Raw genomic sequence first — 25,519 nt, 5'->3', positions numbered from 1 at the left:
TGTCGATAAGAAATTATCTGCTTTCTCGCGTGGCCATTGCCTTCTATCTTCAAGGCTTGCTTCAACCCACTGTTCACCTTTCCCATAACCCCTTCCTTAACCCACTGGAGAAAATGCAATGCAAATCGTTTTTGAATCCCGGGATGCCGATGGCGCCCAGATGCGTGAGTTGTCCGTGCAGCGCATGCGCTTCGCCTTGCGGCGCCTGGCGACCTTCGTGCCCCATGCCAAGGTGCGGTTTACCGACGTCAACGGTCCGCGCGGCGGGGTGGACAAACGCTGCCAGGTGGAGCTCACCACCGACCGGGTGGGTACCGTGGTGATTGCCTCCCTGGCACGCGACTGGCGCACCGCGCTGGACCGCTCCATCGGCCGCGCCACCCGGGTCTTGTCACGCAGCCTGCAGCGCGCCCAGAAGCCCGTGCGCGACCGCAGCGCCAAGCTGGCAATCGACAGTTAAGCCGTCTATCAACTCCAGGAGAAACACCATGAACAACACACACGCATCCCTGTCATCCGGCAGCCCGGCGCAGTACCCGGTTCTGCAGACACCTTCCGCAGCGTCTTCCGTGCAGACCACACGGGTCCTGCGCAACACCTATGCCCTGCTGGCCATGACCCTGCTGTTCAGCGCCGCCGTGGCCGGGGCTGCGGTGATGCTGCAGTTGCCAGCGCCCGGTCTGGTCCTCACGTTGGCCGGCACCTTTGGCCTGCTGTTTGCCGTGCACAAGCTGCAAAACAGCGCCTGGGCCTTGCCTGCCGTATTCGCCCTGACAGGCTTCATGGGTTACACGCTGGGGCCGATGCTGACGCGTGCCCTGGCCTTGCCGGGTGGCGCACAAACCGTTGCCATGGCCCTGGCGGCCACTGGCGTCACCTTCCTGGCGCTCTCCAGTTACGTGCTGCTCACACGGCGCGATTTCAGCTTCATGGGTGGCTTCCTGTTCGCAGGCATGGTCATCGCGCTGCTGGCCGGTGTTGCTGCGATGGTGTTCCAGATCCCCGCCCTGGGCCTGGCCGTGTCCGCCATGGTGGCCCTGCTGTCTGCAGGTCTGATCCTGTTTGAAACCAGCCGCATCATCAACGGGGGCGAGACCAACTACGCCATGGCCACCGTGAGCCTGTATGTGTCGGTGTTCAACCTGTTCACCAGCCTGTTGAGCCTGTTTGGACTGGGTGGCTCCAATGATTGACCTGACCGCTCCGGATCTGGCAGTCGGCGCACTCGTCCTGGCGCTCACCATCTTCTATGCCGCCTGGCATGAGTACAGGTTGCGCAACCCGCGCGATGCCAAATTGCTGCTGGCAGTGGGCGCCCTGGGCCTGATGGGCAGCGCCGCAGCCTGGGTGCCCTGACATCCTGCCGCAAGGCAACACCTGGAAAGAACACCATGAAATGCCCGCACTGCACCGATGCCACCCTGGCCATGTCCGACCGCAAGAAGTCCTGGCCCCATGACATCTTTGACTGAAACCTGTACCCAACGAAGCGCCCATGCAAAGCTTTCTTGATCCTGCGATATTGTTTTTCGTCTTTGGAATGTTGGCGGGATTGCTGAAGTCCAATCTGGAAATCCCGCCGCAGATATCGCGGTTTTTGTCGCTGTATCTGCTCATGGCCCTGGGCCTCAAGGGCGGCTTTGCCCTCGCAAAGTCCGGCCTGACGCAGGACGTGCTTGTCAGCCTGGGAGCCGCACTGACCATGGCTGTCCTGGTGCCGGTGCTGGGGTATGTGATGTTGCGGCGCTTCCTCAACGGCTTTGATGCCGCCGCCATTGCGGCGACCTACGGGTCGGTCAGCGCGGTCACCTTTATCACCGCAGTGCAATACCTCGACAACCAGGGCATCGCCTTCGGTGCCCACATGGCAGCTGCCATGGCGTTGATGGAGTCGCCCGCCATCGTGCTGGCGGTGCTGTTGGCCAACCATGCGCGCCAAAGCGCCCATGCGGCGGCCGGGCCGCTCACCACCGCCACCACAGGCAACGCGCCACTGGGGCGCATCCTTCACGAGGCCCTCACCGATGGCGCGCAACTGCTGCTCGTGGGCGCCATGCTGATCGGCGTGCTGACCGGCGAATCCGGCCAGGCGGCCATGAAACCGTTCTCTGTGGATTTGTTCAAGGGCATGCTGGCCTTCTTCCTGTTGGACATGGGCCTGCTGGCAGCGCGCAACATGGGCCAACTCAGGGGGCAGTCGGTATGGCTGCTGGCGTATGCGCTGGGTGGGCCGCCGCTGCACGCGGGCCTTGCATTGCTGCTTGGCTGGGCGCTGGGCATGTCGGTGGGCAACACGGCGCTGCTGATGGTGCTGGCGGCCAGTGCGTCCTATATCGCCGTGCCTGCCGTCATCCGCCATGCCATCCCCGAAGCCAAACCCTCCCTGTACTTCGGCATGTCGCTGGGTCTGACATTCCCCTTCAACATCCTGCTGGGCATTCCGCTGTACCTGCAGGCCGCCCAACGCTGGCTCTGATGACACCAGGCCTCAATCCCTAGAGCAAGGACAATCCCATGCGCAAGTACCCTCCAAACAGTCCCGAAGCCGCAGCCCGCATCGTCGCGCTGACCCTCATCGCAGACGGCGATGTGAACAAGGCCGAACTGGCCTTGCTCGATGCCGTGGCGGCGCACGAACAGCTCGGTCTGGAGCGCGAGGCCTTGCACGGCGTCATTGATGCGTTTTGCGAGGATTTGTTGTCCAGCCAGCAGCTCGCCTGGTCAGACAGCTGCCCGGTGGACGCCTACACGCTGGCTGCACTGATGGGCGAGATCGATGCACCCGCCCTGCGGCGCAAGGTGCTGGACCTGTGTGTCCGGCTTGCCCAGGTGGACGGCCATGTTGCGGCCGGTGAATCCGTCGTTCTGGCGGCAGCGGCCGAACATTGGAGGCTTCACCCTGGTCCCAGGGCCCCCGCAGCCGATGGCATGCACGGGCTCGCGCAACCCTGAGGGGCAGGCCATGGCCACCGCAACGGCGGCGGCTGGCTAGCCGGGAATGTCGGGCTCCACCAGCGTGGCCATTTGCGCCAGCGACTCCTGCCAGCCCAGGTAGCACATCTCCACCGGAATGACCTCGGGGATACCTTCCTGCACCACCTCGATGTCGGTGCCGCACCGCACCTTGCGCAGGGACACTGTCACCTGCATCACGCCGGGCAGGTTGGGGTCATCAAAGCGGTCGCAGTAGCGTATGCGCTCATGGGGCACCAGCTCCAGGTACTCGCCACCAAAGGAGTGGCCGCCGCCATGGCTGAAGTTGGAAAACGTCATGCGAAAGCTGCCGCCCACCCTGGCGTCCAAGTGGTGCACCTGGCAGGTAAAGCCGTAGGGTGGCAGCCATTTGGCCAGTGCCTCGGCCTCCAGAAAGGCGCGGTACACCCGCTCGGGTGGTGCGCGCAATACGCGGTGCAACGTGACAGTTCCAGTGCCCATGGTCTTTCTCCTGCAAAGTAATGGTGCAAAGGCTTGCAGCATAGTACGTCTGCGCCCCACACCAACCCCCGGTGCACGAAACCCTGCTGCTGCCGGGACTAGGGTGACAGGGTCGAATTGCTCACCACCGGCTGCCCGGGGGCGGCCAGGATGAAGAAGCCCGGAAAGCCCACTGTGAAGAAGCCGGCATTGGGGTTGCGTTCAGCCACCGAGTTGGTGATGGACAGCGTGCCGCTGCGGTCGTTGCTGACATAGAACACGGCACCACCGCCTTCCACCGCGCTGTTGTCGCGCAGGGTGCTGCCAAACAGCTGCAGGGCAAAGCTGTTGCCATCGTTATAGATGGCCCCGCCACTGCCGCCACCGGGCGTGCCTGTGCGCGCCGGATTGGCGCCGTTGCCAATGGCGCGGTTGTGGGTGAACAGGCTGTTGTAGACGCTGTACGACACGCCAATGCCGCTCAGGGCGCCACCGTTGGAGCAGAAGTTGCCCAGGCCCGTGGCGCCGCCAAAGGTACTGCCCACCACATACACCGGCTCGTTGTTGTAGATGCTGAGCACGCGCACGGCACCGCCACCAACGTCAGGGCCGGTGGCCTCGCACTGGTTGTTGATGAAGACCGCGTTCACGATCTTGAAGCGCCCACCGCGCACGAAGATGGCGCCGCCGCCGCCGCCGTCCGTCAGCTGGCCGGTGGCGTTGCCATTGCTGAAGGCCAGGTTCTGCACCGTCAGGGTGGGCGCGTCCTGGTTCTGGCAATGGGCGGTGGTGTAGCCCTGGGCCGCGTCGCAGGTGTTCTGGTACAGGATGCGGGTGGTACCGCCGCCACTGAGCGTGACCCGCCCGCCGCCATCCAGCGTCACATTGGGCTGGCTGTTGAAGACCTTGGCGGTGCTGGTCAGCGTGATGGTGATCGGGTCCGGCCCGCAACTGAAGGTGATGATGCCGCCCTGTGCCACCGCCGCCACCACGGCCGCGCCGGTGCAACTGGCGGCTGTGCCATTGCCAACCACATGGTTGGGTGTGCGGGTGTCCACTGCCTGAGCGGCCACAGGTACGGGATAGCTGCTGCCCGGGTTGCCGACCACCAGGCCTGCAGGCGTGGCCACCACGAATCCGGGCACCGCACTGGCGGCCGTGGCTACGTTGTTACTGCCACTGCCACCACCACAGGCGCACAGCGCGCTGACCAGTGCTGCCGCAAGGCAGGTGGTCTTGATCAAAACATGCAAAGTCGACACCCTGAAACAATTGGGAAGGCCCGAATGTATAGGGGTGCAGCCGCAAACGGGGCGCTTGCGGCGTAAGAGTCTGTAACGCCGGGCTAGCCCTTGCCGTTCGCGGTGGCGTCCTTTTCCGCATTGCCCGTTGCAAGCGGCTTCTTGCCGGTGAATTTGGCAGCGGCCTCGGCCAACTTGCGTTTGCGTTCCAGGTTGAGCCGTTCCAGCTCCGCATGGTTGCTCTTCTTCATGTGGGGGTCTTTGCCGAATACGCCTGCCATAGTGTGGGTTCCTTTGGTTCAGTCTAACTGAACCACGCAAACACAAAAGGGGTATGCCCGGGCGCTGGGCGCGGGCTGCTGCAAAGGTCCTACACTTTTACGCAGCATGGCAGTCGTGCCATGTCCGTTGTACCAAGAAAGACACCGCCATGACACGTCTTACCGCCCACGATTTCCAGCCCGAGGTATTGCAACTGTTTGACCGCTACGTGCACGGCGACCTGAGCCGCCGCGGCTTTCTGGAATCGGCCACGCGCTTTGCTGGCTCGGCCGCCGGTGCGGCCGGTCTGCTGGCCGCACTCAGCCCGCAGTTTGCCCAGGCGCAGCAGGTGGCCCCCGGCGATGCGCGCCTGCAGACGCGCTACCTGGATATCGATTCCCCGGAGGGCAACGGCAAGTTGCATGGCTACCTGGCCAAGCCTGCGGGCACCGGCGCCCGGTTGCCCGCCGTGCTGGTGGTGCATGAAAACCGGGGACTCAATCCGCACATCGAAGACATTGCCCGGCGCCTGGCGCTGGAAGGCTTCCTGGCCTTCGCGCCCGACGCCCTCACGCCCCTGGGCGGCTACCCCGGTGACGAAGACAAGGCGCGCGAACTTTTCCCCAAGCTCGACGGCGCAAAAACCCGTGCCGACTTTGTGGCTGCCCAGCGCTGGCTGCAAGCCAGCACCGAGGGCAACGGCCATGTGGGCGTGGTCGGCTTTTGCTGGGGTGGCGGCATTGCCAACTACCTGGCCACGCAGTTGCCCGACCTGCGCGCGGCCGTGCCGTTTTATGGCGCGCAGCCACCGGCGCAAGAGGTGCCCAAGATCCGTGCGCCCTTGCTCATCCATTACGCCGGGGTCGACGAGCGCCTGAACGCGGGCTGGCCCGCCTATGAGGCCGCCCTCAAGGGCGCGGGCACGCGCTACGAGGCCTACACCTATGCCGGTGTGCAGCACGGTTTCAACAACGACACCACCCCGCGCTTTGATGCCCAGGCGGCCGCGCTGGCGTGGACGCGCACCGTGGAATTCCTGAAGACCCATCTGGCCTGAACCCGGGTTCAACGGGGCCGTTTTGCCCGGCCCCGCCCTGTGGGCATGCCATACTAAGCGGCATGCAGCTGAACTCTCTTACGCTTCGAGCAGGCTTGGCTGTTGTCTCATTGGCACAGGTCGCCATCGTGGTCGCCACCCTGGTCGCACTTTCGGTGTACGGGCAGGACTTTGCGCCATTGGCCGTGGCGATTGCCACCGGCCTGTTGCTGACCGCTGCTGCAGCCTTTCTGGTGCACCGCCGCTTCCAGGCCCTCAAGGAAGCATCGCGGCGCCTGAGCCTGCTGGCCGAGATGAATGTGCAGGTCAACCGAGAGATCCTGCTCAATGAGGACATCGAACTCATTTACCGCACCATCCTCAACTACCTCTTCAGCGTCTTTGACACGGCCACCACTGGCTCCATCCTGATCCTGGGCGAAGACGGCCGCCTGACCTTTGCCGCCTCCCGGGGTTTTACCGAAGAGTTTGTGGGCAAGTTCCAGCTCAGGCTGGAAGACAGTTTCCTGTACCAGATCACCAAGGGGGAGATTCAGGAGGCGCGGCTCATCACCCGGGACGACTTTGCGCGGATTGAGACCGTCTTCAAGCCGGGGCAATGGGATTACCAGACGGTCATCTCCGCGCCGCTGTTTGTGGGTGACCGGCTCTTTGGGCTGCTCAACCTGGACTCCCCGGTGTCGGGCACCTACGATGCGCAGGACGTGGAGATAGTGGAGCGCTTTCGCACGCAGATCGAGATCGGGCTGCTGGCCCGCGAACGCTACACCACCAACATCAAGCGCTACCAGGTGGACGCGCTCACCGGGCTGCTGACGCGCCGCTATTTTGAGGACCTGTTCAAGCTCTCGCTGGACCGGGCCACACGGCACCAGGATTGTTTTGTCATCGCGCTGTTTGACGTGGACGAACTCAAGTACGTCAACGACACCTTCGGCCATCTGGCAGGCGACCAGATGCTGCTCTCAGTGGCCAATGTGCTGCGCGCGTCCTGCCGCAACTCGGACATCATTGGGCGGCTGGGTGGTGACGAGTTCATTGCCAGCTACCACCTCACCGACATCAAGGCGATGGAAAAAAACATTGCCAACATCCGCAACCGGCTGCGCGCCCGCACCACGCGCCTGGGTGACACGGAGCACCGCCTGTCGTTCAGCTACGGACTGGCCAGCTTCCCGGAAGACGGCGCTGACCAGGACACCCTGATTGCCGCGGCCGACAAACGCCTGTACGCAATGAAGTCGGCCAGCAGGTAGAGCGGTTTGCTCTCAAAAGCACAGGCTGTCGTGCTACGCCAAACGCGCTTGCAGCCTTAGCGGTCTTTGACGGCCAGCGGTTTGTCGTGTCTGCGGGGCTTGCCGGCGCGGCCGGACTTGGACCATTCATAGTCCTGCCCGTCGGGCGTCTTGCCATCCACCACCGCGTCCACACCGGGCTTTCCCACATGGTCCGGGTCTTCGGCGACCATGGTCACAAACGAGTGCCCGGCATCGCGCCTGGCCTTGACCAGGTCCAGGGCCCGGGTGAGGAGGGTCTCGTCCTGGGAGCAGGCTGCGCTGGTCGCATCGGTCCAGTAGATTTTGTACATGCCTTCATCTTAAGGCAGCAGGTGGGGCAGCACTTGGCGCCTCTGCATGGCAACGTGCGCCAGTCTTGGCAAGCGTGCGCCAGCGCACCGACGCCGCCGCCGCCGCGCGCGACACTGAAACCTCTGAATTTCAACAACACAAGGAAGACACCATGCTCGGAACCCTCGCTATCATTTTGCTCATACTCTGGGCGCTAGGCATGGTCACCGCCTACACCATGGGCGGCTTCATCCACATCCTGCTGGTCGTCGCTATCGTGGTCGTGCTGGTGCGCGTGATCCAAGGCCGCAGCCCTTTGTAGACGGAGCCCGCCATGAACGCTATCAAAACCCTGGGCATTCTGCTGATCGTGTTGGGCGCACTGGGCGCCAGCTACGGTGGCTTCAGCTACACCAAACAAACCGAAGCTGCCAGCATCGGCCCCATCAAGCTGCAAGTGACAGAGCAGCAACGCGTCAACATCCCGCTGTGGGCCGGACTGGGCGCCGTGGGCGTAGGCCTGCTGCTGTTGCTGACGGGTTCACGCAAGCCCTGAGGGCCTGGCTTAGGGGCAGAGGTCCGGTCAGTGGCCTTCGGGCCGCTCCAGCGCCTGGCGCACCTCGTGCGCCTGCACATCCACCACATCGCCCTGGCTGGCCGGGGCTGCCTTCTGAAAGCCCTGCCTGAAGGGCTGTGAGGCCTGACGGAAGGTCTGGAACACGGTGAACATGGCGGGCTTTTTTCCACGCAGCAAAGACCACAGCACCGACAGCAGCGCTGCGCAAAGGCCAAACGCAAGAATGCCCAGCACCAGAGCGCCCAGCATGGCCACCATCAACAGCCGCAAAACACTGCGCAGGGTCTGGGCCACAAAATCCAGCAAGAAGTTCATGGGCCTATTGTGCGCGCCTGCAATTGCACCCACACGTCAGAAGGCCTGCGCAATGCCCCTATAGTTGTGCGCTCGCCCTCACGCGGCGCGCACAACTACAAGGAAAGTCCATGAACCCATTTGCAGGGGCTGTCCTGTTGGCCCTGACACTTTGCACAGCGGCGCAGGCTGATGGCGCACTCAAGGATGTGATTGCCGGCACGCACCGCACACCGGTCTTTGCGGCGCGCGACGTGTGGCGCCACCCCTATGAAACCCTGAACTTCTTTGGCCTGCGCCCCGACAGCACGGTGGTGGAAATCAGCCCGGGCGGCGGCTGGTACACCGAGATCCTGGCGCCCTATCTGCGCGACAAGGGGCTGCTGGTGCTGGCCGCCGATGACCCGGCCTCCGACAAGCCCGAGGCTTTGAAAAGCCTGGAGCGCCTCAAATCCAAGCTGGCCCAACAACCTGCGCTCTATGACCGCGTGGTGCTGGGCGTGTTTGCGCCACCGGCCAAGCTGAACTACGCCGCACCCGGCTCGGCCGATCTGGTGCTGACCTTTCGCAACGTGCACAACTGGAACCTGAATGGCGACGAAGGCGTGCGCGCGGTGTTTGCCAGCGCCTACCAAAGCCTCAAGCACGGTGGCGTGCTGGGCGTGGTGGAGCACCGCCTGCCCGCCGGGAGAATCCAGGATGCCACCAGCAGCACCGGCTATGTGCACCAAGCCTACGTGGTGCGCATGGCGCAAAGCGTGGGCTTCACGCTGGAGGCGGCCTCCGAGATCAATGCCAACCCCAAGGACACGGCCGACCACGTGGGCGGTGTGTGGGCCTTGCCGCCGTCCTTTGTGAACAAGGACGTGGACCGCGAGAAGTACCAGGCCTTAGGCGAGAGCGACCGCATGACGCTCAAGTTCACCAAGCCTTAAGCCGGGTTCTGAAATGCTGCTGCACCTGCGGGAAGAAGTGCAGCAACACCACGCAACTCATCAGGCCGGCAAAAAAGCACCACACGGAAATAAACCAGGCCGCAAAGATCAGATAAGTGAGCGCTGCCGTGGCTACTGCCACCACGCCGAACAGCCGCACGCTGGGGTGACTGGACAGCAGAGGCGCCAGGCAGGCGCCCACCAGGTACAGCGTGCTGGCCGTCAGCACATGGGTGTGGCTGAAGCCATAGGCAATGTGCTGCCCCTGCAGCGATGCCGTGATGGGAATTTGCAGCATGGCGCTCAACAGGAACATGCTGGCCACCAGCCCCGCCAGCAGGCAGGCCAGGATGGCGCGGCGGCGCCACAGCACCGGCTCCATCAGGCCCACGGCCAGCGGCACAAACACCGGCCAGAACACCTGCGAGAACAGCGAGAAGGCCTGCGCCAGATCGGTCGTGGACACAGCGTTGAGCAGGGCAGTGTGGCCATCGAGCTTGAGCCAGATCAGCCCCTCCAGAAACTGCTGGACGCCAAACAGAACCGGCATCAGCGCATAGGGCCACGCGTGGCGGTCGGGCTTCTGGCGCAGCGCCACGGCACCCGCCGTAATCAGGAGCGCGGAAGAGGTGAAGCTGGCGGTGGCGGAAAAACACATGCTGCCAAGGTAGCACGGCTTGGGCTCGCACAACGTGCGATATCGCACCTACAGTGTGTGCAGACCCGCGGCAAAGGCCAGCGCCTGCATGTCCAGGCAGCGCTGGTAATCCGCTGGCGTGGTGGCTTTGAAACCGGTGATGCGCAGGGGCGCACGCACAGCGGCAAACGCCGGGTCGCTGGCAATGCGCTGCAGTGCCTGGCGCAGCGCCGCCAGTACCTCCGACGCGGTTTGCAGCGAGGTGATGAGTGGCAGGCCCGGATAGGTATCCGTCTGGCCAAAGACCCGGAGTTCAGCTGCACGACCTGTTTGGTCCCGCTGTTGGTCCTGTTGCCAGAGCGCCCAGCTCACCGCGTCCACTGCCGCCATGTCAGCCTGCCCACTGCGCACCGCTTCAATGGAGCGGTAGTGCGCGCCCGTCATCACGGTGTGGGCAAAGAAAGGCCTTGGCGTTGCGCTGCGGCTGACCAAGGCACGCAGGGCGTTGTAGCCGGACTGCGAGATGGTGTCGTTAAAGGCCAGCGTGCTGCCTGCGAAGGCTTCCAGGCTGCTACGCGGGTCGCTGGCGCGGCAGATGAGCTGGCTGCGGCAGTCCGTGCCCTCTGCTCCGGGCGCGTCATAGGCAAAGGTGCCCACCAGTTGCACGCGGCCTGCCAACTGTGTCACCAGCGGATAACCGCAGGCCTGGCTGAGCAGCAAGTCAGGCTCCAGCCATTGCACATGGCAGTCGGCTGCTTGCGTGAGGACTTCGGGGATGTCGGCGGCCACCATGCGCGGGTCCGCGCGCAGCAGCGTTGCCAGCGCGGCCCAGAAAGCCTGCAGCGCCGCTTGTGGCGGGAAGTACATGGGCATCGCCGCCTGCATGGCGCTCACGGCTTGGCGGCGGCGCGTGCGGGCTTGGCCGCGCGTTGCGGTGCTGTGGCGGGAGCGGCCAGCACCGGGCTGTCTACAGGGGTCCAGGCAAAGTGGCGAATCAGGTACAGGTAGCCAGGCAACACAAAGCCGCCGTTGCCTGCCTGCCAGGCCGCAGGGTCTGCGTGGTAGAGGGCGGGAATCTGGTACCAGGGTGCCTGCGGGTAGGCATGGTGCACCACGTGGTAATTGTTGTTCAGGTAGAGCAGGCGCCAGGGGGCAGCGGCTTCGTTGATCACGGTGCGGTGTGTGGGCAGGGCGCCGGGGCGGTGCTCGTAGAGCGAGCGCAGCATGGCCAGGCCCAGGGCCGGGTAGGCGATGCCAAAACAGTAGTGCCAGGCCGAGACACTGGTGTAGCGCTCCAGCGCCCACAGCAGCAGGGCCACCAGGGGCAGGTGCACGGCCCAGACCCGCAGCTGGGTCCAATCGCCAGCGCGCAGGCCGCGTGCGATGCGCGTGGCCAGGCTGACGATGACGATGGCCGGGCCTATCAGCAAGCGGCCCAGCACGGTGCGCTGGCTCTTGTACAGCCACAGCGCTACCGTGCCCATGGTGGCGGCTTGCTCGGGGGTGATGTAGTTGCTCTCGGTGTCCACGCCGGGCTCGGTCAGGTGGGCATCGTCGTGGTGTTTGAGGTGGTCGGCCTTGTAGGTGTCAAAGGGGTACCAGATGGCCAGCGGAGGCAGGCCGATCAGGCGGTTGAGGGTCTCGTTGCGGGTGGGGTGGCCGTGGGTGAGCTCATGCTGGAAGCTCATGTACCAGGCCACCAGCACGATGAGCAGCGGTGTGGCTATCCAGGCTGGAATGTTGTCGTAGTTTTCCACCAGCACCAGCCAGGCACCCCAGACAGTCAGCCAGACCATCCAGGTGGGCCATTCGATTGCGGACCGGGGTACGTTGTCGTCTTGCATAGGGCTGAAGAGAATGGGGTGTGTGGTGCGTGCGAGTGTAGGGCGCTGGGCTGCGGGCAGGCAAGAATGTCTTTGCGCCTAATCAATGTCTGCGGTTTGCCGGTAGTGGGTCCAGCGCTGCAGGGCCGCACCGGCCACGATGCTGGGCACCACCCACAGGGCTTCCGGGTTGCCAAAGCCCAGGGACGCAATGGCAGGCCCCGGGCAGTAGCCCGCCAAGCCCCAGCCCAGTCCGAACAGGGCCGAGCCGATGACCAGCGGGCGGTCTATGGCCTGGCGCAGGGGCAGGTGAAACTGCGTGTCCCACAGCGGCGCACCACGCTTGAGAACGCCGTGAAAACCCAGGGCGCTGAGCACCACCGCGCCGCCCAGTACCAGCAGCAGGCTGGGGTCCCAGGGGCCGCTGATGTCCAGAAAGTTGAGCACCTTGTTCGGGTTGGTCATCTGTGCGAGCGACAGGCCCAGGCCAAACACCAGGCCGCTGAGCAGCGCTCCCAGATTGCGCAAAACTGCGCGGCTCATGGGGCAAGCCCTGCCACATGGCGCACCAGGAAAGTGGTGAGGATGGCCACGCCCAGAAAGGTGCCGGTGGCCACCAGCGAGCGCAGCGAGAAGCGCGCCAGACCGCACACACCGTGGCCGCTGGTGCAGCCGTTGGCCTGCGCGGTGCCGTAGCCCGTCAGCAGGCCGGCCAGGATCAGCAGCGGCACCGGAAAGCCCTGGCGCAGCGGTGTGGCTGCACCCCAATGCTGGTAAGCCGTAGTGCCCGCCACCAACCCCAGCAGGAACAGCAAACGCCAGGCCTGCTCTCCCGTGGGCTTGACCAGCAGACCGGTGACCATGCCGGTGACACCGGCAATGCGGCCGTCCAGCCAGAGCAGCAGGATGGCGGCTGCGCCGATCAGCAGGCCGCCCAGAAGGGCGTGCAAGGGGGTGAAGGCTGTCATGCGGGGCGTAGTGGGGTTGGTAGAACGGTTACGGGACATAGGATACAGCTGGCGTTTGGGCCGGCTTGCAGCATGGCGACCCTTCTGAACGGGAACCGACGGGCCGCAGCGATTAGCATGGGCACCCTATGAGCACCATCCAAACCAACACCATCACCACCGTCAGCCAGAACCTGTGCTTCGAGGGCACGCAGGGCGTGTACAGCCACGTCTCGGAGCAAACCGGCTGCACCATGCGCTTTGGCGTGTTTCTGCCGCCCCAGGCCAAAGTCGGCCCGGTGCCGGTGCTGTACTGGCTCTCGGGCCTGACCTGCACGGAAGAGAACTTCATCACCAAGGCCGGCGCCCAGCGCGTGGCAGCCGAGTTGGGTGTGGCCATCGTCACGCCCGACACCAGTCCGCGCGGACTGGACATTCCCGGCATGGCCGACAGCTATGACTTTGGACTGGGTGCCGGGTTTTATGTAAACGCCACGCAAGCACCCTGGGCGCAGAACTTCCGCATGGACGCGTATGTGTCGCAGGAGCTGCCCGCGGTGATGGCGGCCCACTTTCCCATAGACGCCCAGCGCACCGGCATCTTTGGCCACTCCATGGGTGGCCACGGCGCGCTGGTGCTGGCGCTGCGCAACCCGCAGCGCTACCGCTCGGTGTCGGCCTTTGCGCCGATTGTCTCGCCCCTGCACTGCCCCTGGGGCGAGAAGGCACTGGCGGGTTATCTGGGGCCGGACCGCGACACCTGGAAGGACTACGACGCCTGCGCCCTGATCGAATCGCGCGGCTGGACGGGCCCGGCCCTGCTGGTGGACCAGGGAGCCAATGACACGTTCCTGCAGACCCAGCTCAAGCCCGAGCTCTTGCAACAGGCCTGCAGCCGCGCCGGCGTGGGCTTGGACTTGCGCATGCGTGCGGGCTACGACCACAGCTACTTCTTCATCGCCAGCTTTGTCGAGAGCCATCTGCGTTTTCATGCGCAGCAGCTCGCCCTCTAAGCTCCGGCCAAGGGTCAGGCAAGGGTTGTCGCCTGGCACTGGGTGGCATGCCGCTCAGGCATGCTCCGCAAAGGCCGCAGTCACCACCTCGCGGGTCAGCGTGGGCGCAAACAGCTCCACAAAATTGTAGGCATAGCCGCGCAGCCAGGCGCCCTTGCGCAGGCCCAGCCGGGTGACGTTCACCGCGAAAAGATGGCCCGCATCCAGGATGCGCAGGCCCAGGTCGCGCTCCTCGTCCAGCGCAATCGAGGCGACGATGCCCACGCCCATGCCCAGCTCCACATAGGTCTTGACCACGTCGGCGTCCATGGCGGTGAGCACCACGTCCGGGTGCAGGCCCTCGGCATGGAAGGCGTCATCGATATGCGAGCGCCCGGTGTAGCCCACCTCGTAGGTGATGATGGGGTAACGGGTGAGCTGCTGCAGCGTCACCGGTCCGGCCTCTTCCAGCAGCGGATGGCCGGGCGGCACGATGACGCTGTGGGTCCAGCGGTAGCAGGGCAGGGTGACCAGCTGCGCATAGTCGCCCAGCGCCTCGGTGGCCACGCCGATGTCGGCCTCGCCGGAGAGCAGCATGGCCGCCACCTGCTTGGGCGAGCCCTGGTGCAGGTGCAGCGTGACCTTGGGGAACTTGTCGCGAAACTCTTTCACCACCTGCGGCAGCGCATAGCGCGCCTGCGAGTGGGTGGCCGCCACGGTGAGTTGGCCCTCCATTTGCGCCGTGAAGTCCTGCCCGGCGCGCTTGAGGTTCTCGGCGTCCAGCAGCAGGCGCTCCACGATAGGCAGCAGCGCCACACCGGGTGGCGTGAGGCCGGTCAGGCGCTTGCCCGCGCGCACAAAAATCTCCACGCCCAGCTCGTCTTCGAGTTCGCGGATTTGCCGGCTCACCCCTGGCTGCGAGGTGAACAGCATGGCCGCCACCTCGGTCAGGTTGAAGCCGCAGCGCACCGCTTCGCGCACCGAGCGCAGTTGTTGGAAGTTCAAGCGCTGCCTCTCTAGAGCTTGGCAATCGACACTTCGGTGGACTTCACCAAAGCCACCACTTCAGAGCCGACCACCAGTTGCAGGTCATTGACCGAGCGTGTGGTGATGACAGAGGTGACGATGCCCCAGGGCGTTTCCACATCGACCTCGGAGACCACGTCTCCACGGATGATTTCACGGACCTTGCCGCGGAATTGGTTGCGTACGTTGATGGCTTGGATGGACATGAGGTTCTCCTAAAAGGTTAATGAAAATAAAAAAAGGTTTTTCCGCCGGGCCGCCCCAAGGAAAAACGCGCCCCCTCGGGGGGCAGAGAGCGACACGCAGTGCGCGAACGTGGGGGCATCATCAAATTGCCCAACGCAGGCCGTGGGCGGGGGTGCCGGGCCATACGGGGGCGTCGTGTGGGGTTTCTTCTTTGGGCGGGCGCTGCAACACGCGGCTCAAGAGGCGCTCTTCCAGTGCAGCAAAGGCGGCATCGCCCCGGTGGCGTGGACGCGGCAGGTCAATCGCCAGGTCCAGCGCAATCACACCGTCTTCAATCAGCACCACGCGGTCGGCCAAGGCAACGGCCTCCTGCACGTCGTGCGTGACCAGCAGGGCGGTGAAGCTGAAGCGCCGCCAAAGCGACTCGATCAGCGCGTGCATCTCGATGCGGGTGAGTGCATCCAGCGCGCCCAGGGGCTCGTCCAGCAGCAGCAAGTCGGGTTGGTGCACCAGGGCACGCGCCAGGGCCACGCGCTGGCGCTGGCCGCCGGACAGGCGTGCGGGCCACGCGTTGGCGCGCTCGGCCAGGCCGACCTGCTCCAGTACCTGTTGTGCCTTGGGATATTGGGAGGCGTCCAGCCCCAGGGCCACGTTGTCGATGACGCGCTTCCAGGGCAGCAGGCGCGCGTCCTGGAACATGATGCGGGTGGTGTCGCGCAGGCCGGTCACCGTCTGCTGGTCAATCTGCAGGGTGCCACTGCTTGCGGCTTCCAGACCGGCCACCAGGCGCAGCAGCGTGCTTTTGCCGCAGCCGCTGCGGCCCACGATGGCAACAAATTCGCCGGGCGCAATATGGAGCTGCGTCTGGTCCAGCACGGTGCGTGCGCCATAGCGTTTGCCAAGGCGCTGGGCTGACAGCGAGACGCCGCGGCGCGTGGTCGACGCAGTGGATGGGGTGGGGGTGCTCATCTGGATGTTCTCTTAGTGCGCGTTCTGGTAGCCGGGGTGCCAGCGCAGCCAGTAGTGTTCGAGGGCGCGGGCAAACAGGTCAGCCAGCTTGCCCAGGATGGCGTAGAGCAGGATGCCCACCAGCACGATGTCGGTCTGCAGGAACTCGCGCGCATTCATGGTCAGGTAGCCAATGCCGGCCTGGGCCGAGATGGTTTCGGCCACGATCAGGATCACCCACATCAGGCCCAGCGAGAAGCGCAGGCCCACCAGAATGCTGGACAGGGCACCGGGCAGAATCACCTGGGTGTAGAGCTGCCAGCGGTTGAGGCCATAGGTTCGCGCCATCTCGATCAGGCCGGGGTCCACATTGCGGATGCCGTGGAAGGTGTTGAGGTAAATCGGAAAGAACACCGACACCGCAATCAGGAACAGCTTGGCCGACTCGTCAATGCCGAACCACAAAATCACCAGCGGAATCATGGCCAGGGCCGGTATGTTGCGCACCATCTGGATGGTGGAATCCAGCAGGGTCTCTGCCACCCGCACCGAGCCGGTCAGCAGGCCCAGCAGCAGCCCCAGGCCGCCGCCAATGGCCAGGCCGGTGAGGGCGCGCGCCGTGCTCACCTTCACATGCACCCACAGCTCACCGGATTCGGACAATTTCCAGGCGGCGGCGGCCACATCCAGCGGGGCGGGCAGCACGCGGCTGGAGAGCCAACCAAGCGAGGCGCTCACCTGCCATACGGCAATCAAGAGCACCGGCACGATCCAGGGGATGAGGCGCTTCGCAACGCCGCGCAGGAAACCGGCGATGGCCTGCCAGGGCAGGTCCAGCGGGCCCAAGGCCGGGAACAGGCCACCACCCATGGTCTCCAGGGAGTCCGGCAAGTGGGCGTTGCGCACGTCGGTGGCGCTGCGGGAAGGATGCACCCTCATGCCGTGGCGCCCTCGGGCTGTGCGGTCTGGGCGGTGGTTACCGCATTGACATTGGGCGCACCCACATTCGCCACCACTTCACCCAGCGGACCAAACAGCGAGCCGCCCGAGAGCTTGCCCTGCAACTCCAGTGGCAGCAAGGGGAACACCAGCTCGGCAAAACGGTAGGCCTCTTCCAGATGCGGGTAGCCCGAGAGCACAAAGGTGTCCAGCCCCAGGGCTGCGTATTCCTGGATGCGTGCGGCCACTTGCTGCGGGTTGCCCACCAGGGCCGTGCCTGCGCCGCTGCGGGCCAGGCCCACACCGGCCCAGAGGTTGGGGCTGATTTCCAGATCGGCGCGGGTGCGCTTGATGCCACCGGAATGGAGGGCTGCCATGCGGCGCTGGCCCTCGGAGTCCATCTTGGCAAAGGCGCTTTGCGCGGTGGCCACGGTCTTGTCGTCCAGGCGGCTGATGAGGGCGTCGGCGGCGGCCCAGGCCTCAGCCTCGGTCTCGCGCACGATGACGTGCAGGCGGATGCCGAACTGCACGGTGCGATTGAGCTTTGCTGCCCGGGCGCGCACATCGGCTACCTTTTTGGCCACTTCGGCAGGGGGCTCGCCCCAGGTGAGGTAGGTCTCCACCTGTTCAGCGGCCAGGTCGTGCGCCGCGGGCGAGGAGCCGCCGAAGTACACCGGGGGATGCGGGTTTTGCAGCGGTGGGTAGAGCAGCTTGGCGCCCTTGACGCTGAGGTGCTTGCCCTGGAAGTCAAAACTCTTGCCTTCATGGCTGCGTGTGAGGATCTCGCGCCAGATGCGGATGAACTCGGCCGACTGCTCATAACGCGCAGCGTGGTCCAGGTAGACGCCATCGCCCTCCAACTCGGCCTGGTCGCCGCCGGTGACCAGGTTGATCAGCAGGCGCCCGCCCGAGAGGCGGTCAAAGGTGGCGGCCATGCGCGCTGCCAGCGCGGGCTGGTGCAGACCCGGGCGCACCGCCACCAGAAACTTCAGGCGCGTGGTGACGGGCAGCAGGCTGGAAGCCACCACCCAGGGGTCTTCGCAGGAACGTCCGGTGGGGATGAGCACGCCTTCGTAGCCCAGGCTGTCGGCGGCCTGCGCGACCTGCTTGAGGTAGTTGTGATCGATCACGCGCGCACCCTCGGCGCTGCCGAGGTAGCGGCTGTCGCCGTGGGTGGGGATGAACCAGAAAATTTTCATGAAGCGTGCTGCCAGGAGAGGTTGTGACGGTGGCGGTAAGGCGGATGTGCGTGAGGGATCAGGGTTTGGTTTTCGCGGTGACGGCCGACGCAACATGCACCGCGGGTGCGCTCCAGACGATGTCGGCCACCTGCACCGCCTTGGGTATCAGGCCCAGCTTGAAAAACGCATCGGCCACCTTTTGCTGGTCCGCCCGGGTACTGGCATTCAGGGGTGCCACCGGCGAGGCCGGGCGGCGCTGCAGGAACAGGCTGACCACACCGGCGTCCAGGCCGCTGAAATCGGCAATCAGCTTGATGGCCTGGGGGCGGCTTTCCTGTGCGAACTTGTCGGCGCGGGTCAGCTCCGCCAACAGGGCGACCACGGTGTCGCCATGCTGGGTGGCAAAGGGCAGCGAGGCCAGGTAAAACGAGTTGTTGCTGGACAGGCCGCGGCCCGTGGCCAGGGCGCGCGCCTGGATGGCCAACTGGGTGGCCGAGTAGAACGGGTCCCAGATGGCCCAGGCGTCCACGCTCTGACGCTCAAAAGCCGCGCGGGCATCGGCCGGTGTGAGGTAGATGGGGGTGATGTCGCTCCACTGCAGGCCGGCCTTCTCCACCGCACGCACCAGCAGGTAGTGGGCGCTGGAGCCTTTTTGCAGGGCGACTTTCTTGCCCTTGAGGTCGGCCAGCGTTTTGAGCGGCGATTCGCGCAGCACCAGAATGGCCGAGCTGTCGGGCTTGGGCGGCTCGGCGCCCACATAGACCAGCTCCTTGCCGGCGGCTTGGGCAAACACCGGGGGCGCGTCGCCCGTCAGTCCAAACTCCAGGCTGCCCACGGCCAGGGCTTCGAGCAACTGCGGCCCGGCGGGGAATTCCACCCAGCTCACACGCGTGTTGGGAAAGCGCTTTTCCAGCGCACCTTGCTGCCTGAGGATGACCAGATTGACAGCCGACTTCTGGTAGCCAATGCGCAGCACCTCAGGCGCCTTGCTGGCCGGTGCGGCTTGGGCAAAGGCGGGGCTGAAGACGGGCGCGCTGATGCCCCAAGTGCTGGCGCTCAGGGCCAGCAGGCGCAGCAGCTTGCGGCGTCGGGGTTGATTGGCGGTGTGCTGTGGCATGGGTGGGTCTCCGGCGTCAGGGCCTAGCTCAGGTTGACCGGTGCGGCGTGCAGCAGGTTGAGCTTTTTGGGAATCAGCTTCAACTCGAAGAAGGTGTCGGCAATGGCCTGCTGCTCGGCCAGGATGTCGCTGGTGACTGTCTTGGTGCCATAGGCAGCGCGGCCTACATAGAGCTCGGTGATGCTCTTGTCCAGGCCCAGCACGGTGGCGAGCTCGGTGGCGGCGGCGTTCTTGTTGGCGCCAATCCAGGTGTCGATGGCGTTGATCTCTTCAATGGCGATCTTCAGCACGTCGGTGTTCTTGGTGGCGAAATCGCGCGAGCTGAAGTAGTACTGCCGGTTGTTGACCACACCCGTGCCGTCGGCCAGCAGGCGCGCATCCAGCGTTTTTTGGGCGGAGGCGAGGAAGGGGTCCCAGATGATCCAGGCGTCGACAGCGCCCTTCTGGAAAGCCGCGCGTGCATCGGGCGGCGGCAAAAAGATGGGGGTGACGTCGCTGTATTTCAGGCCGTGTTTTTCCAGCAGCTTGACCAAGAGGTACTGCACGTTGGAGCCCTTGTTGAAGGCAATGCGCTTGCCCTTCAGATCGGCCACGGTCTTGATGGGCGAGTCCTTGGGCACGATGACAGCTTCCAGATGCGGACGCGGCACGGTGGCGCCCACATAGACCAGCGGTGCACCTGCGGCTTGGGCAAAGATGGGCGGGGCTTCGCCCACATCACCAAAGTCGATCGAGCCGACATTGAGGGCTTCGAGCTGCACCGGGCCGGCATTGAACTCGGTCCAGGTGATGGCCACGCCCAGCGGGGTGAGGCGCTTTTCCAGCGTACCACGTCCCTTGAGGATGGACAGCCAGCCTTTTTGGTAACCGATGCGCAGGGTGCGCGTGGCGCTTTGGGCCAGCGCGCCGCTGCCTGCAACAAGGGCTGCGGACGCGGCAGCGGTGGCCAGAAGCTGGCGGCGGTTGAGATGGGTGAGATGGTTGAGGGCCATGGTGCGGTACTTTCAAAAAGTTGGGGGCAAGCCTTCCCCGGGCTGCGTTCAGGGCAGCCTGTGGGAGGCAGAAAAAAGGGGAGCGCCGGGCCGCGCGCTGGGTGCAGCTAAACGCTACATCGCACCTGCGAGAACGGCACGGATGCAAAGCGCCCGGCATGGGCCAGCGAGGGCTTGAGTGTTTCGGTCAACAGAATGTGAACGGCAGCATCGAGCCGTGCACCAATGTCCGGGGCCACGGTGTAGGAGCCTTCGGGCGACAGCACAACTTGCGAGTCGGTGGCGAAGATGCCCGAGAGGATGTGGCGCGCACCCAGCGACTGCAGCACCGGGCGCAGCGCGTAGTCCAGTGCCAGCATGTGGTTGGGGCTGCCGCCAGTGGCCAGGGGCAGAATCGTCTTGCCGGCAAACGCGTCCTGCGGCAGCAGGTCCAGAAACACCTTGAGCACGCCGCTGTAGGCGGCCTTGTAGACGGGCGTGGCCACGATGATGACCTCGGCCTGCGCCACCTGGCCTGTGGCCTGGCTGATGGAGCGGTGGCCAAAGTCGGCCAGGATCAGGGCCTGGGGCGAGAGGTCACGCACCCGCAGACGGTCCACCAGCACGCCGCGGCTCTCCAGGCGCTGGCCCGCTGCCTCCAACAGGGCAGCGGTGCGTGAGCGCTCCGAGGGGCTTCCAGCAATCAATAGTACGGACATGGTGGGTCTTGGTGGGTGTGACAGCGTTGCTTACTTCTTGGTGTAGATCTGGTCAAAGCTGCCGCCATCGGCAAAGTGGTCTTTGTCCGCCTTTTCCCAGCCGCCAAAGGCCTGGTCGATGGTGAACAGGTCGATCTTGGCGAACTGCTTGGCGTACTTGGTCTTGGCCTTATCAGACACGGCGGGGCGGTAGAAGTTTTTGCCGGCAATGTCCTGGCCTTCTTCGGTGTAGAGGAATTTGAGGTATTCCTCGGCCACGGCGCGGGTGCCCTTCTTGTCCACGTTCTTGTCGACAACGGTCACAGGCGGCTCGGCCAGAATGCTCAAGGGCGGGGCGATCACATCAAACTTGGCGCCGAACTCTTTTTCCAGCAAGTAGGCTTCGTTCTCCCAGGCAATCAGCACATCGCCCTGGTTGCGCTGGGCAAAGGTGATGGTGGAGCCGCGCGCTCCGGTGTCGAGCACCGGCACGTTGGCGTACAGCTTGGCCACAAAGTCTTTGGCCTTGGCGTCACCGCCGTATTTGCGCTTGGCAAATTCCCAGGCTGCCAGGTAGTTCCAGCGTGCGCCGCCCGAGGTTTTCGGGTTGGGGGTGATAACTTTCACGTCGGCGCGGATCAGGTCATCCCAATCCTTGATGCCCTTGGGGTTGCCCTGGCGCACGGCAAAGATGATGGTGGAGGTATAGGGCGCGGAGTTGTGCGGCAGGCGCTTTTGCCAGTCTTTGGGCAGCCAGCCGCCATTCCTGGAGATGGCATCAATGTCACCGGCCAGGGCCAGGGTGACCACATCGGCGTCCAGCCCGTCAATCACCGAGCGCGCCTGCTTGCCCGAGCCGCCGTGGCTTTGCTTGATGGTGACGTCCTGCCCGGTCTTGGCCTTCCAGTACTTGGTGAAGGCGGCGTTGTACTCCACGTACAACTCGCGCGTCGGGTCGTAGGACACATTGAGCAGGGTGACGGGTGCTGGTGCTTGCGCGAAGGCCGTGTGGGCACTGCCCAAAGCGGTCGCCGCCAGGGCGAGGCCGGCTGCCAGCTTCAGAAACGGGCGGCGCGATGAGGCGGAAACGATGCGGTCTGTCATGTCAACTCCGGAATAAATGGCAACGCAAGAGTGCGATGGGTTGGATTCTGGAAGTCGATCAATAAACCGCAAACTACTTAATCGTCACTTCTTAATTACATAAACGTATATGCAGGGCTTGCTGACATGCGCTGACCTTCTTTCGGTTCGCGGTGCGAGAATGAAATCGTGAGCACCTCCACTACCCCAACACCAGCCGACAAGCCCGCTTACAGCGCGCTCGCGGCCACCTTCACCCGCCTGTACCGCTACAGCCACCTGGGCTCCATCGCAGGATGGGACCAGGCCGCCATGATGCCGAGCAAGGGCAATAGCGCGCGCGGCGCGGCGCTGGCCGAATTGCAGGTGCTGATGCACCAGACGCTGACCGATGCCAAGCTCTCCGGCTTGTTGCAGGCGGCAGCAAATGAGCCCCTGGAGCCGCAGGAACGCGCCAACCTGCGTGAAATGCGGCGCGACTGGGAGTCCGCCAACCTGCTGCCCGAGCGCCTGGTGGAAGCGCAGTCGTTGGCGGCCTCCCACTGCGAGCATGCCTGGCGCGCCCAGCGCAAGGCCAATGACTGGCAGGGCTTTCTGGAGAATTTCAGACCGGTGGTGACGCTGGCGCGCGAAGAGGCGCAACTGCTGTCACAGGCCAAGGGTGTGAGCCCCTACGAGGCACTGATGGACAAGTATGAGCCGGGCGCGTGCGCTGCCCATATTGAATCTGTTTTTGGCGCAGTGAAAACCTGGCTGCCGGATCTGGTGCACCGGGTGCGCGCGCAGCAGGAGAGTGACAGCGTGCTACAAGCCACAGGGCCTTTCCCCGTGGAGAGCCAGCGGGCGTTGGGCCTGGAGGTCATGGCGCTGCTGGGTTTTGATTTTGAGGGCGGACGGCTGGACATCTCCACGCACCCGTTTTGCGGTGGTGTGGCCGAAGATGTGCGCATCACCACGCGCTACTCGGAGGACGACTTTGTACGCAGCCTGATGGGCATCGTCCATGAGACGGGCCACGCCCGCTACGAACAGAACCTGCCGCGCGAGTTGCTGCATCTTCCGGTGGGGCGGGCGCGCTCCATGGGCATTCACGAGAGCCAGAGCCTGTCCTTCGAGATGCAGCTCGGCCGCAGCCCGGCCTTTGTGCAGGCCATCGCGCCCCTGGTGCACAAGCACCTGGGTGCGCAGGAGGCGCTGTCGGCCAGTAACCTGGCGCGCCTGCTGACCCGGGTGCAGCCTGGCATGATCCGCGTGGATGCCGACGAGCTGACCTACCCGGCACACATCATTCTGCGTTTCGAGATTGAGCGCGCCCTGATCGACGGCGCCATCGCGCCCGAGGACATCCCCGCGCTGTGGGACGAAAAAATGCAGGCCTACCTGGGACTGGACACGCGCGGTGATTTCCAGAATGGCTGTCTGCAGGACATCCACTGGCCCAGCGGCAGCTTTGGCTATTTCCCCAGTTACACCTTGGGCGCGATGTACGCAGCCCAGTATTTCGCCAGCATCCGCACACTACATCCGGATCTGGACGCGCGCGTGGCCGCGGGCGAGCTGTCGCCTGTGATGGACTGGCTGCGTACCCACATCTGGAGCCAGGCCAGCCTGTGGGACACCGACACCCTGGTGCAGCGCGCCACGGGCGAGACACTCAACCCGGCGCACTTCCGGGCGCATCTGGAGCGGCGCTACCTGATGGGTTGAAAAGTGTCGAAGTTGACGTGAGCTTCTGTGGCCCTGCGGCTCAGACCATGAAGCTGGTGTGCGCTGGCCTGCCGGGCAGGTTCAAGCGGCTGGTGGCCGCCGGCGCCTCCGCAATCAGCTTGCCCGCCTTGAACACCTTGAGCCGGGTGGCGCGCAGACGTATGGCCTCTACCGGGTCGCGCGCTTGCAGCAGCACCAGGTCGGCCTTGCAACCAGCCTGCAGGCCATAGCCCTGCAGGCCCATCACGCGGGCGGCGTGGGTTGTGACGGCCTCAAAGCATTGGCGCATGGCGACCTGGCTGGTCATCTGCCCCACGTGCAGTCCCATGTGCGCCACCTCCAGCATGTCGCCGCTGCCCAGCGAATACCAAGGGTCCATCACACAGTCATTGCCAAAGGCTACGTTGATGCCTGCGGCCAGTAGCTCCGGCACGCGCGTCATGCCGCGGCGCTTGGGGTAGCTGTCGTGCCGGCCCTGCAGGGTGATGTTGATCAGCGGGTTGGCCACCACGTGGAGCTGCGCCTCGGCCATCAGGGGAATCAGCTTGCTCACGTAGTAGTTGTCCATGCTGTGCATGGAGGTCAGGTGCGAGCCGGTCACCCGGCCCTGCAGACCCAGGCGCTGGGTTTCAAAGGCCAGCGTCTCCACATGGCGCGAGTGCGGGTCATCGGACTCGTCGCAGTGCATGTCCACCATCAGGCCGCGCGCAGCCGCCAATTCGCACAACAGCTTCACACTCAAAGCACCGTCCGCCATGGTGCGCTCGAAGTGGGGAATGCCACCCACCACGTCCACGCCCTTGTCCAGCGCGCGCTTGAGGTTGTCCATATGCTGCTGGGCTCCCAGCGGGCCGCGCAGCACGCCATCCTGTGGAAAGGCCACCAACTGCAGCTCTATATAAGGAGCCACGAGCTTCTTGACTTCCAGCAAAGCGTCTACCGCCAGCAGGCGCGGGTCGCACACATCCACATGGGTGCGTATGGCCAGCAATCCCTTGGCTGCGGCCCAGTCGCAATACACCAGGGCGCGCTCCACCAGAGATTCCTGCGTGAGCAGTGGCTTCAGCTCTCCCCATACCGCAATGCCTTCGAGCAGCGTTCCACTCTGGTTGACGCGGGGCAAACCGTAGGAGAGCGTCGCATCCATATGGAAGTGCGGGTCCACAAAGGGGGGCGACAGGAGCAAGCCCCCTGCATCCACCGTCTCCCGGGCGGCAGCTTGCAGCCCCTGGGTCACTTCGATGATCTTGCCGTCCTGCACGGCCACAGCCATGTTGTGGCGCCCGTCGGGCAGAGTGGCGTTGCGAATCAGCAGGTCCAGCATGGGCGCATCCTTTTGGAAAGCACCATGGTAGTGGACGTCACCAGGTGTGGCAGACAGAGACGCCTGCGCCCGCGCACTTCTTTCGATTCTTTTTATGACCTTCTTTGAAACCTGTTGAAACCGTGCCATAATCGAAGGCTGCGCTGATGACGGTGCAGGCGGGAATCGGGATAGAGAAAGTAAAAAGACTTTATCAAGAAACTTGCAAACAGCCTTAAAACTGTGTCATAATTCAAGGCTTCGCTGATCACAGTGAAGTTAGCAAGAAGGTGGTAAAAAGCTTCCTTGTGTTCCTTAAAAATTTACAGCCGATAAGCGTGGGCGTTTGAGGTGAATAGCCAAGTTCTTCGGAACTAGGTCTTAACGGACCTACAAACGCTCATGAAGTAAAAAAGATGTGAAAGTCGAGACATTAACTTGTTTAGGACAATCACGTCGATTCCAATTTATGAGTTGCACAGAGATGTGCGAAAAAATTCAAGATCGAACTATAGAGTTTGATCCTGGCTCAGATTGAACGCTGGCGGCATGCCTTACACATGCAAGTCGAACGGCAGCACGGGAGCAATCCTGGTGGCGAGTGGCGAACGGGT

32 protein-coding genes and 1 rRNA gene are annotated in these 25,519 nt (G+C 64.2%); 13 read left to right on the top strand and 20 right to left on the bottom strand.

The annotated features are described in order from the left end of the window. Positions 1-118: 118 nt before the first annotated feature. From DIC66_RS17420 to DIC66_RS17405, 5 genes are all read left to right on the top strand, one after another. Positions 119-460, top strand: a complete 342-nt coding sequence (locus DIC66_RS17420) for an HPF/RaiA family ribosome-associated protein (RefSeq protein ID WP_117179373.1) — start codon at positions 119-121, stop codon at positions 458-460. Between the two features lie 28 nt (positions 461-488). Beyond that, the gene (locus tag DIC66_RS17415; RefSeq protein WP_117179372.1) at positions 489-1,193 is read left to right on the top strand and encodes a Bax inhibitor-1/YccA family protein; all 705 of its coding nucleotides are present in this window, start codon (positions 489-491) and stop codon (positions 1,191-1,193) included. Continuing rightward, on the top strand, positions 1,186-1,356 hold the full coding sequence (locus DIC66_RS23150; protein WP_158558939.1) for a hypothetical protein: 171 nt from the start codon (positions 1,186-1,188) through the stop codon (positions 1,354-1,356). The genes DIC66_RS17415 and DIC66_RS23150 overlap by 8 nt, the downstream gene beginning before the upstream one ends. 139 nt (positions 1,357-1,495) lie before the next feature. Then, on the top strand, positions 1,496-2,476 hold the full coding sequence (locus tag DIC66_RS17410) for a sodium-dependent bicarbonate transport family permease (protein ID WP_117179371.1): 981 nt from the start codon (positions 1,496-1,498) through the stop codon (positions 2,474-2,476). A gap of 38 nt (positions 2,477-2,514) precedes the next feature. After that, a complete protein-coding gene (locus DIC66_RS17405) occupies positions 2,515-2,952 on the top strand; it encodes a tellurite resistance TerB family protein (RefSeq protein ID WP_117179370.1) in 438 nt (145 codons plus the stop codon). 36 nt (positions 2,953-2,988) lie between these two features. Here DIC66_RS17405 and DIC66_RS17400 read toward each other — a convergent pair whose 3' ends face one another. The 3 genes from DIC66_RS17400 to DIC66_RS23145 form a co-directional block, all read right to left on the bottom strand. After that, positions 2,989-3,435 carry an SRPBCC family protein gene (locus DIC66_RS17400; protein ID WP_117179369.1) on the bottom strand — a complete coding sequence of 149 codons (447 nt, stop codon included), beginning with the start codon at positions 3,433-3,435 and terminating at the stop codon, positions 2,989-2,991. A gap of 98 nt (positions 3,436-3,533) precedes the next feature. Further along, a complete protein-coding gene (locus DIC66_RS17395) occupies positions 3,534-4,667 on the bottom strand; it encodes a hypothetical protein (RefSeq protein ID WP_199534786.1) in 1,134 nt (377 codons plus the stop codon). Between the two features lie 92 nt (positions 4,668-4,759). Continuing rightward, entirely contained in the window at positions 4,760-4,936 is a 177-nt protein-coding gene (locus DIC66_RS23145) for a hypothetical protein (protein WP_158558938.1), read from the bottom strand. 149 nt (positions 4,937-5,085) lie between these two features. Between DIC66_RS23145 and DIC66_RS17390 the strand changes: the two genes are divergently transcribed. Both DIC66_RS17390 and DIC66_RS17385 read left to right on the top strand, forming a co-directional pair. Next, positions 5,086-5,973 carry a dienelactone hydrolase family protein gene (locus DIC66_RS17390; protein ID WP_117179367.1) on the top strand — a complete coding sequence of 296 codons (888 nt, stop codon included), beginning with the start codon at positions 5,086-5,088 and terminating at the stop codon, positions 5,971-5,973. Positions 5,974-6,068: 95 nt separating this feature from the next. Next, positions 6,069-7,229, top strand: coding sequence for a GGDEF domain-containing protein (locus tag DIC66_RS17385; RefSeq protein WP_158558937.1), 1,161 nt, complete (start codon positions 6,069-6,071; stop codon positions 7,227-7,229). A gap of 56 nt (positions 7,230-7,285) precedes the next feature. Here DIC66_RS17385 and DIC66_RS17380 read toward each other — a convergent pair whose 3' ends face one another. After that, complete coding sequence (locus DIC66_RS17380) at positions 7,286-7,561, bottom strand: hypothetical protein (protein ID WP_117179365.1); 276 nt, start codon at positions 7,559-7,561, stop codon at positions 7,286-7,288. A gap of 152 nt (positions 7,562-7,713) precedes the next feature. Between DIC66_RS17380 and DIC66_RS17375 the strand changes: the two genes are divergently transcribed. Continuing rightward, positions 7,714-7,863, top strand: coding sequence for a lmo0937 family membrane protein (locus DIC66_RS17375; protein WP_117179439.1), 150 nt, complete (start codon positions 7,714-7,716; stop codon positions 7,861-7,863). A 12-nt stretch (positions 7,864-7,875) separates the two neighbouring features. Continuing rightward, a complete protein-coding gene (locus tag DIC66_RS17370; protein WP_117179364.1) occupies positions 7,876-8,097 on the top strand; it encodes a hypothetical protein in 222 nt (73 codons plus the stop codon). Between the two features lie 27 nt (positions 8,098-8,124). Here DIC66_RS17370 and DIC66_RS17365 read toward each other — a convergent pair whose 3' ends face one another. After that, positions 8,125-8,433, bottom strand: coding sequence for a hypothetical protein (locus tag DIC66_RS17365; protein ID WP_117179363.1), 309 nt, complete (start codon positions 8,431-8,433; stop codon positions 8,125-8,127). A 110-nt stretch (positions 8,434-8,543) separates the two neighbouring features. Here DIC66_RS17365 and DIC66_RS17360 point away from each other — a divergent pair, with 110 nt between their 5' ends. Then, entirely contained in the window at positions 8,544-9,347 is an 804-nt protein-coding gene (locus DIC66_RS17360; protein WP_117179362.1) for a class I SAM-dependent methyltransferase, read from the top strand. Here the strand turns inward: DIC66_RS17360 and DIC66_RS17355 are convergent. The 5 genes from DIC66_RS17355 to DIC66_RS17335 form a co-directional block, all read right to left on the bottom strand. Further along, complete coding sequence (locus tag DIC66_RS17355; protein ID WP_117179361.1) at positions 9,334-10,005, bottom strand: DUF6629 family protein; 672 nt, start codon at positions 10,003-10,005, stop codon at positions 9,334-9,336. The two genes, DIC66_RS17360 and DIC66_RS17355, sit on opposite strands and share 14 nt — an antisense overlap. Positions 10,006-10,053: 48 nt before the next feature. Continuing rightward, the gene (locus DIC66_RS17350) at positions 10,054-10,869 is read right to left on the bottom strand and encodes a phosphate/phosphite/phosphonate ABC transporter substrate-binding protein (protein ID WP_147321346.1); all 816 of its coding nucleotides are present in this window, start codon (positions 10,867-10,869) and stop codon (positions 10,054-10,056) included. A 5-nt stretch (positions 10,870-10,874) separates the two neighbouring features. After that, complete coding sequence (locus DIC66_RS17345; protein WP_117179359.1) at positions 10,875-11,828, bottom strand: fatty acid desaturase; 954 nt, start codon at positions 11,826-11,828, stop codon at positions 10,875-10,877. A gap of 78 nt (positions 11,829-11,906) precedes the next feature. Then, entirely contained in the window at positions 11,907-12,350 is a 444-nt protein-coding gene (locus tag DIC66_RS17340) for a YeeE/YedE family protein (protein WP_117179358.1), read from the bottom strand. Then, entirely contained in the window at positions 12,347-12,814 is a 468-nt protein-coding gene (locus DIC66_RS17335; protein ID WP_420820503.1) for a YeeE/YedE family protein, read from the bottom strand. Before DIC66_RS17335 ends, DIC66_RS17340 begins: the two co-directional genes overlap by 4 nt. 98 nt (positions 12,815-12,912) lie before the next feature. On the opposite strand from DIC66_RS17335, the gene fghA reads away from it, so the two are divergent. After that, positions 12,913-13,767 (top strand): S-formylglutathione hydrolase, encoded by an 855-nt coding sequence (fghA, locus tag DIC66_RS17330; protein ID WP_275405253.1) that lies wholly within the window; start codon positions 12,913-12,915, stop codon positions 13,765-13,767. A 54-nt stretch (positions 13,768-13,821) separates the two neighbouring features. Here the strand turns inward: fghA and DIC66_RS17325 are convergent, their stop codons facing one another. From DIC66_RS17325 to DIC66_RS17285, 9 genes are all read right to left on the bottom strand, one after another. Beyond that, a complete protein-coding gene (locus DIC66_RS17325; RefSeq protein ID WP_117179355.1) occupies positions 13,822-14,751 on the bottom strand; it encodes a CysB family HTH-type transcriptional regulator in 930 nt (309 codons plus the stop codon). 11 nt (positions 14,752-14,762) lie between these two features. Next, positions 14,763-14,978 (bottom strand): TOBE domain-containing protein, encoded by a 216-nt coding sequence (locus DIC66_RS17320; protein WP_117179354.1) that lies wholly within the window; start codon positions 14,976-14,978, stop codon positions 14,763-14,765. A gap of 121 nt (positions 14,979-15,099) precedes the next feature. Then, positions 15,100-15,927, bottom strand: coding sequence for an ATP-binding cassette domain-containing protein (locus DIC66_RS17315; RefSeq protein WP_117179353.1), 828 nt, complete (start codon positions 15,925-15,927; stop codon positions 15,100-15,102). A gap of 12 nt (positions 15,928-15,939) precedes the next feature. Then, positions 15,940-16,776: an aliphatic sulfonate ABC transporter permease SsuC gene (gene ssuC / locus DIC66_RS17310; RefSeq protein WP_233505975.1), complete on the bottom strand. Its 837-nt coding sequence runs from the start codon at positions 16,774-16,776 to the stop codon at positions 15,940-15,942. A 65-nt stretch (positions 16,777-16,841) separates the two neighbouring features. Next, the gene (ssuD, locus tag DIC66_RS17305; protein WP_117179351.1) at positions 16,842-18,044 is read right to left on the bottom strand and encodes an FMNH2-dependent alkanesulfonate monooxygenase; all 1,203 of its coding nucleotides are present in this window, start codon (positions 18,042-18,044) and stop codon (positions 16,842-16,844) included. A gap of 58 nt (positions 18,045-18,102) precedes the next feature. Beyond that, positions 18,103-19,143, bottom strand: coding sequence for a sulfonate ABC transporter substrate-binding protein (locus DIC66_RS17300; RefSeq protein WP_117179350.1), 1,041 nt, complete (start codon positions 19,141-19,143; stop codon positions 18,103-18,105). 23 nt (positions 19,144-19,166) lie between these two features. After that, positions 19,167-20,135 (bottom strand): sulfonate ABC transporter substrate-binding protein, encoded by a 969-nt coding sequence (locus DIC66_RS17295; RefSeq protein ID WP_117179349.1) that lies wholly within the window; start codon positions 20,133-20,135, stop codon positions 19,167-19,169. 107 nt (positions 20,136-20,242) lie between these two features. Continuing rightward, positions 20,243-20,833, bottom strand: coding sequence for an NADPH-dependent FMN reductase (ssuE, locus tag DIC66_RS17290; RefSeq protein WP_117179348.1), 591 nt, complete (start codon positions 20,831-20,833; stop codon positions 20,243-20,245). Positions 20,834-20,863: 30 nt separating this feature from the next. After that, complete coding sequence (locus DIC66_RS17285) at positions 20,864-21,916, bottom strand: sulfate ABC transporter substrate-binding protein (RefSeq protein ID WP_117179347.1); 1,053 nt, start codon at positions 21,914-21,916, stop codon at positions 20,864-20,866. A gap of 168 nt (positions 21,917-22,084) precedes the next feature. Between DIC66_RS17285 and DIC66_RS17280 the strand changes: the two genes are divergently transcribed. Continuing rightward, entirely contained in the window at positions 22,085-23,602 is a 1,518-nt protein-coding gene (locus DIC66_RS17280; protein ID WP_117179346.1) for a carboxypeptidase M32, read from the top strand. Between the two features lie 40 nt (positions 23,603-23,642). On the opposite strand, the gene DIC66_RS17275 is transcribed toward DIC66_RS17280, so the two are convergent. After that, complete coding sequence (locus DIC66_RS17275) at positions 23,643-24,926, bottom strand: amidohydrolase family protein (RefSeq protein ID WP_117179345.1); 1,284 nt, start codon at positions 24,924-24,926, stop codon at positions 23,643-23,645. A 485-nt stretch (positions 24,927-25,411) separates the two neighbouring features. On the opposite strand from DIC66_RS17275, the gene DIC66_RS17270 reads away from it, so the two are divergent. Next, positions 25,412-25,519: ribosomal RNA gene (locus tag DIC66_RS17270) — 16S ribosomal RNA — on the top strand; the annotation flags it as partial.

The organism is Rhodoferax lacus, from assembly GCF_003415675.1.
GTDB classification, from domain to species: Bacteria; Pseudomonadota; Gammaproteobacteria; order Burkholderiales; family Burkholderiaceae_C; genus Allorhodoferax; species Allorhodoferax lacus.
Note: the sequence above shows the minus strand (reverse complement) of the source record. Positions and strands in the feature narration are given on the sequence as shown.

What these genes read in the sequence shown, in the direction of transcription:
- DIC66_RS17420 (WP_117179373.1), top strand. Translation starts at nt 119, where the DNA reads ATGCAAATCGTTTTTGAATCCCGGGATGCCGATGGCGCCCAGATGCGT.
- DIC66_RS17415 (WP_117179372.1), top strand. Translation starts at nt 489, where the DNA reads ATGAACAACACACACGCATCCCTGTCATCCGGCAGCCCGGCGCAGTAC.
- DIC66_RS23150 (WP_158558939.1), top strand. Translation starts at nt 1,186, where the DNA reads ATGATTGACCTGACCGCTCCGGATCTGGCAGTCGGCGCACTCGTCCTG.
- DIC66_RS17410 (WP_117179371.1), top strand. Translation starts at nt 1,496, where the DNA reads ATGCAAAGCTTTCTTGATCCTGCGATATTGTTTTTCGTCTTTGGAATG.
- DIC66_RS17405 (WP_117179370.1), top strand. Translation starts at nt 2,515, where the DNA reads ATGCGCAAGTACCCTCCAAACAGTCCCGAAGCCGCAGCCCGCATCGTC.
- DIC66_RS17400 (WP_117179369.1), bottom strand. Translation starts at nt 3,435, where the DNA reads ATGGGCACTGGAACTGTCACGTTGCACCGCGTATTGCGCGCACCACCC.
- DIC66_RS23145 (WP_158558938.1), bottom strand. Translation starts at nt 4,936, where the DNA reads ATGGCAGGCGTATTCGGCAAAGACCCCCACATGAAGAAGAGCAACCAT.
- DIC66_RS17390 (WP_117179367.1), top strand. Translation starts at nt 5,086, where the DNA reads ATGACACGTCTTACCGCCCACGATTTCCAGCCCGAGGTATTGCAACTG.
- DIC66_RS17380 (WP_117179365.1), bottom strand. Translation starts at nt 7,561, where the DNA reads ATGTACAAAATCTACTGGACCGATGCGACCAGCGCAGCCTGCTCCCAG.
- DIC66_RS17375 (WP_117179439.1), top strand. Translation starts at nt 7,714, where the DNA reads ATGCTCGGAACCCTCGCTATCATTTTGCTCATACTCTGGGCGCTAGGC.
- DIC66_RS17370 (WP_117179364.1), top strand. Translation starts at nt 7,876, where the DNA reads ATGAACGCTATCAAAACCCTGGGCATTCTGCTGATCGTGTTGGGCGCA.
- DIC66_RS17365 (WP_117179363.1), bottom strand. Translation starts at nt 8,433, where the DNA reads ATGAACTTCTTGCTGGATTTTGTGGCCCAGACCCTGCGCAGTGTTTTG.
- DIC66_RS17360 (WP_117179362.1), top strand. Translation starts at nt 8,544, where the DNA reads ATGAACCCATTTGCAGGGGCTGTCCTGTTGGCCCTGACACTTTGCACA.
- DIC66_RS17355 (WP_117179361.1), bottom strand. Translation starts at nt 10,005, where the DNA reads ATGTGTTTTTCCGCCACCGCCAGCTTCACCTCTTCCGCGCTCCTGATT.
- DIC66_RS17350 (WP_147321346.1), bottom strand. Translation starts at nt 10,869, where the DNA reads ATGCAGGCGGCGATGCCCATGTACTTCCCGCCACAAGCGGCGCTGCAG.
- DIC66_RS17345 (WP_117179359.1), bottom strand. Translation starts at nt 11,828, where the DNA reads ATGCAAGACGACAACGTACCCCGGTCCGCAATCGAATGGCCCACCTGG.
- DIC66_RS17340 (WP_117179358.1), bottom strand. Translation starts at nt 12,350, where the DNA reads ATGAGCCGCGCAGTTTTGCGCAATCTGGGAGCGCTGCTCAGCGGCCTG.
- DIC66_RS17335 (WP_420820503.1), bottom strand. Translation starts at nt 12,814, where the DNA reads ATGTCCCGTAACCGTTCTACCAACCCCACTACGCCCCGCATGACAGCC.
- DIC66_RS17320 (WP_117179354.1), bottom strand. Translation starts at nt 14,978, where the DNA reads ATGTCCATCCAAGCCATCAACGTACGCAACCAATTCCGCGGCAAGGTC.
- DIC66_RS17315 (WP_117179353.1), bottom strand. Translation starts at nt 15,927, where the DNA reads ATGAGCACCCCCACCCCATCCACTGCGTCGACCACGCGCCGCGGCGTC.
- ssuC (WP_233505975.1), bottom strand. Translation starts at nt 16,776, where the DNA reads ATGGGTGGTGGCCTGTTCCCGGCCTTGGGCCCGCTGGACCTGCCCTGG.
- ssuD (WP_117179351.1), bottom strand. Translation starts at nt 18,044, where the DNA reads ATGAAAATTTTCTGGTTCATCCCCACCCACGGCGACAGCCGCTACCTC.
- DIC66_RS17300 (WP_117179350.1), bottom strand. Translation starts at nt 19,143, where the DNA reads ATGCCACAGCACACCGCCAATCAACCCCGACGCCGCAAGCTGCTGCGC.
- DIC66_RS17295 (WP_117179349.1), bottom strand. Translation starts at nt 20,135, where the DNA reads ATGGCCCTCAACCATCTCACCCATCTCAACCGCCGCCAGCTTCTGGCC.
- ssuE (WP_117179348.1), bottom strand. Translation starts at nt 20,833, where the DNA reads ATGTCCGTACTATTGATTGCTGGAAGCCCCTCGGAGCGCTCACGCACC.
- DIC66_RS17285 (WP_117179347.1), bottom strand. Translation starts at nt 21,916, where the DNA reads ATGACAGACCGCATCGTTTCCGCCTCATCGCGCCGCCCGTTTCTGAAG.
- DIC66_RS17275 (WP_117179345.1), bottom strand. Translation starts at nt 24,926, where the DNA reads ATGCTGGACCTGCTGATTCGCAACGCCACTCTGCCCGACGGGCGCCAC.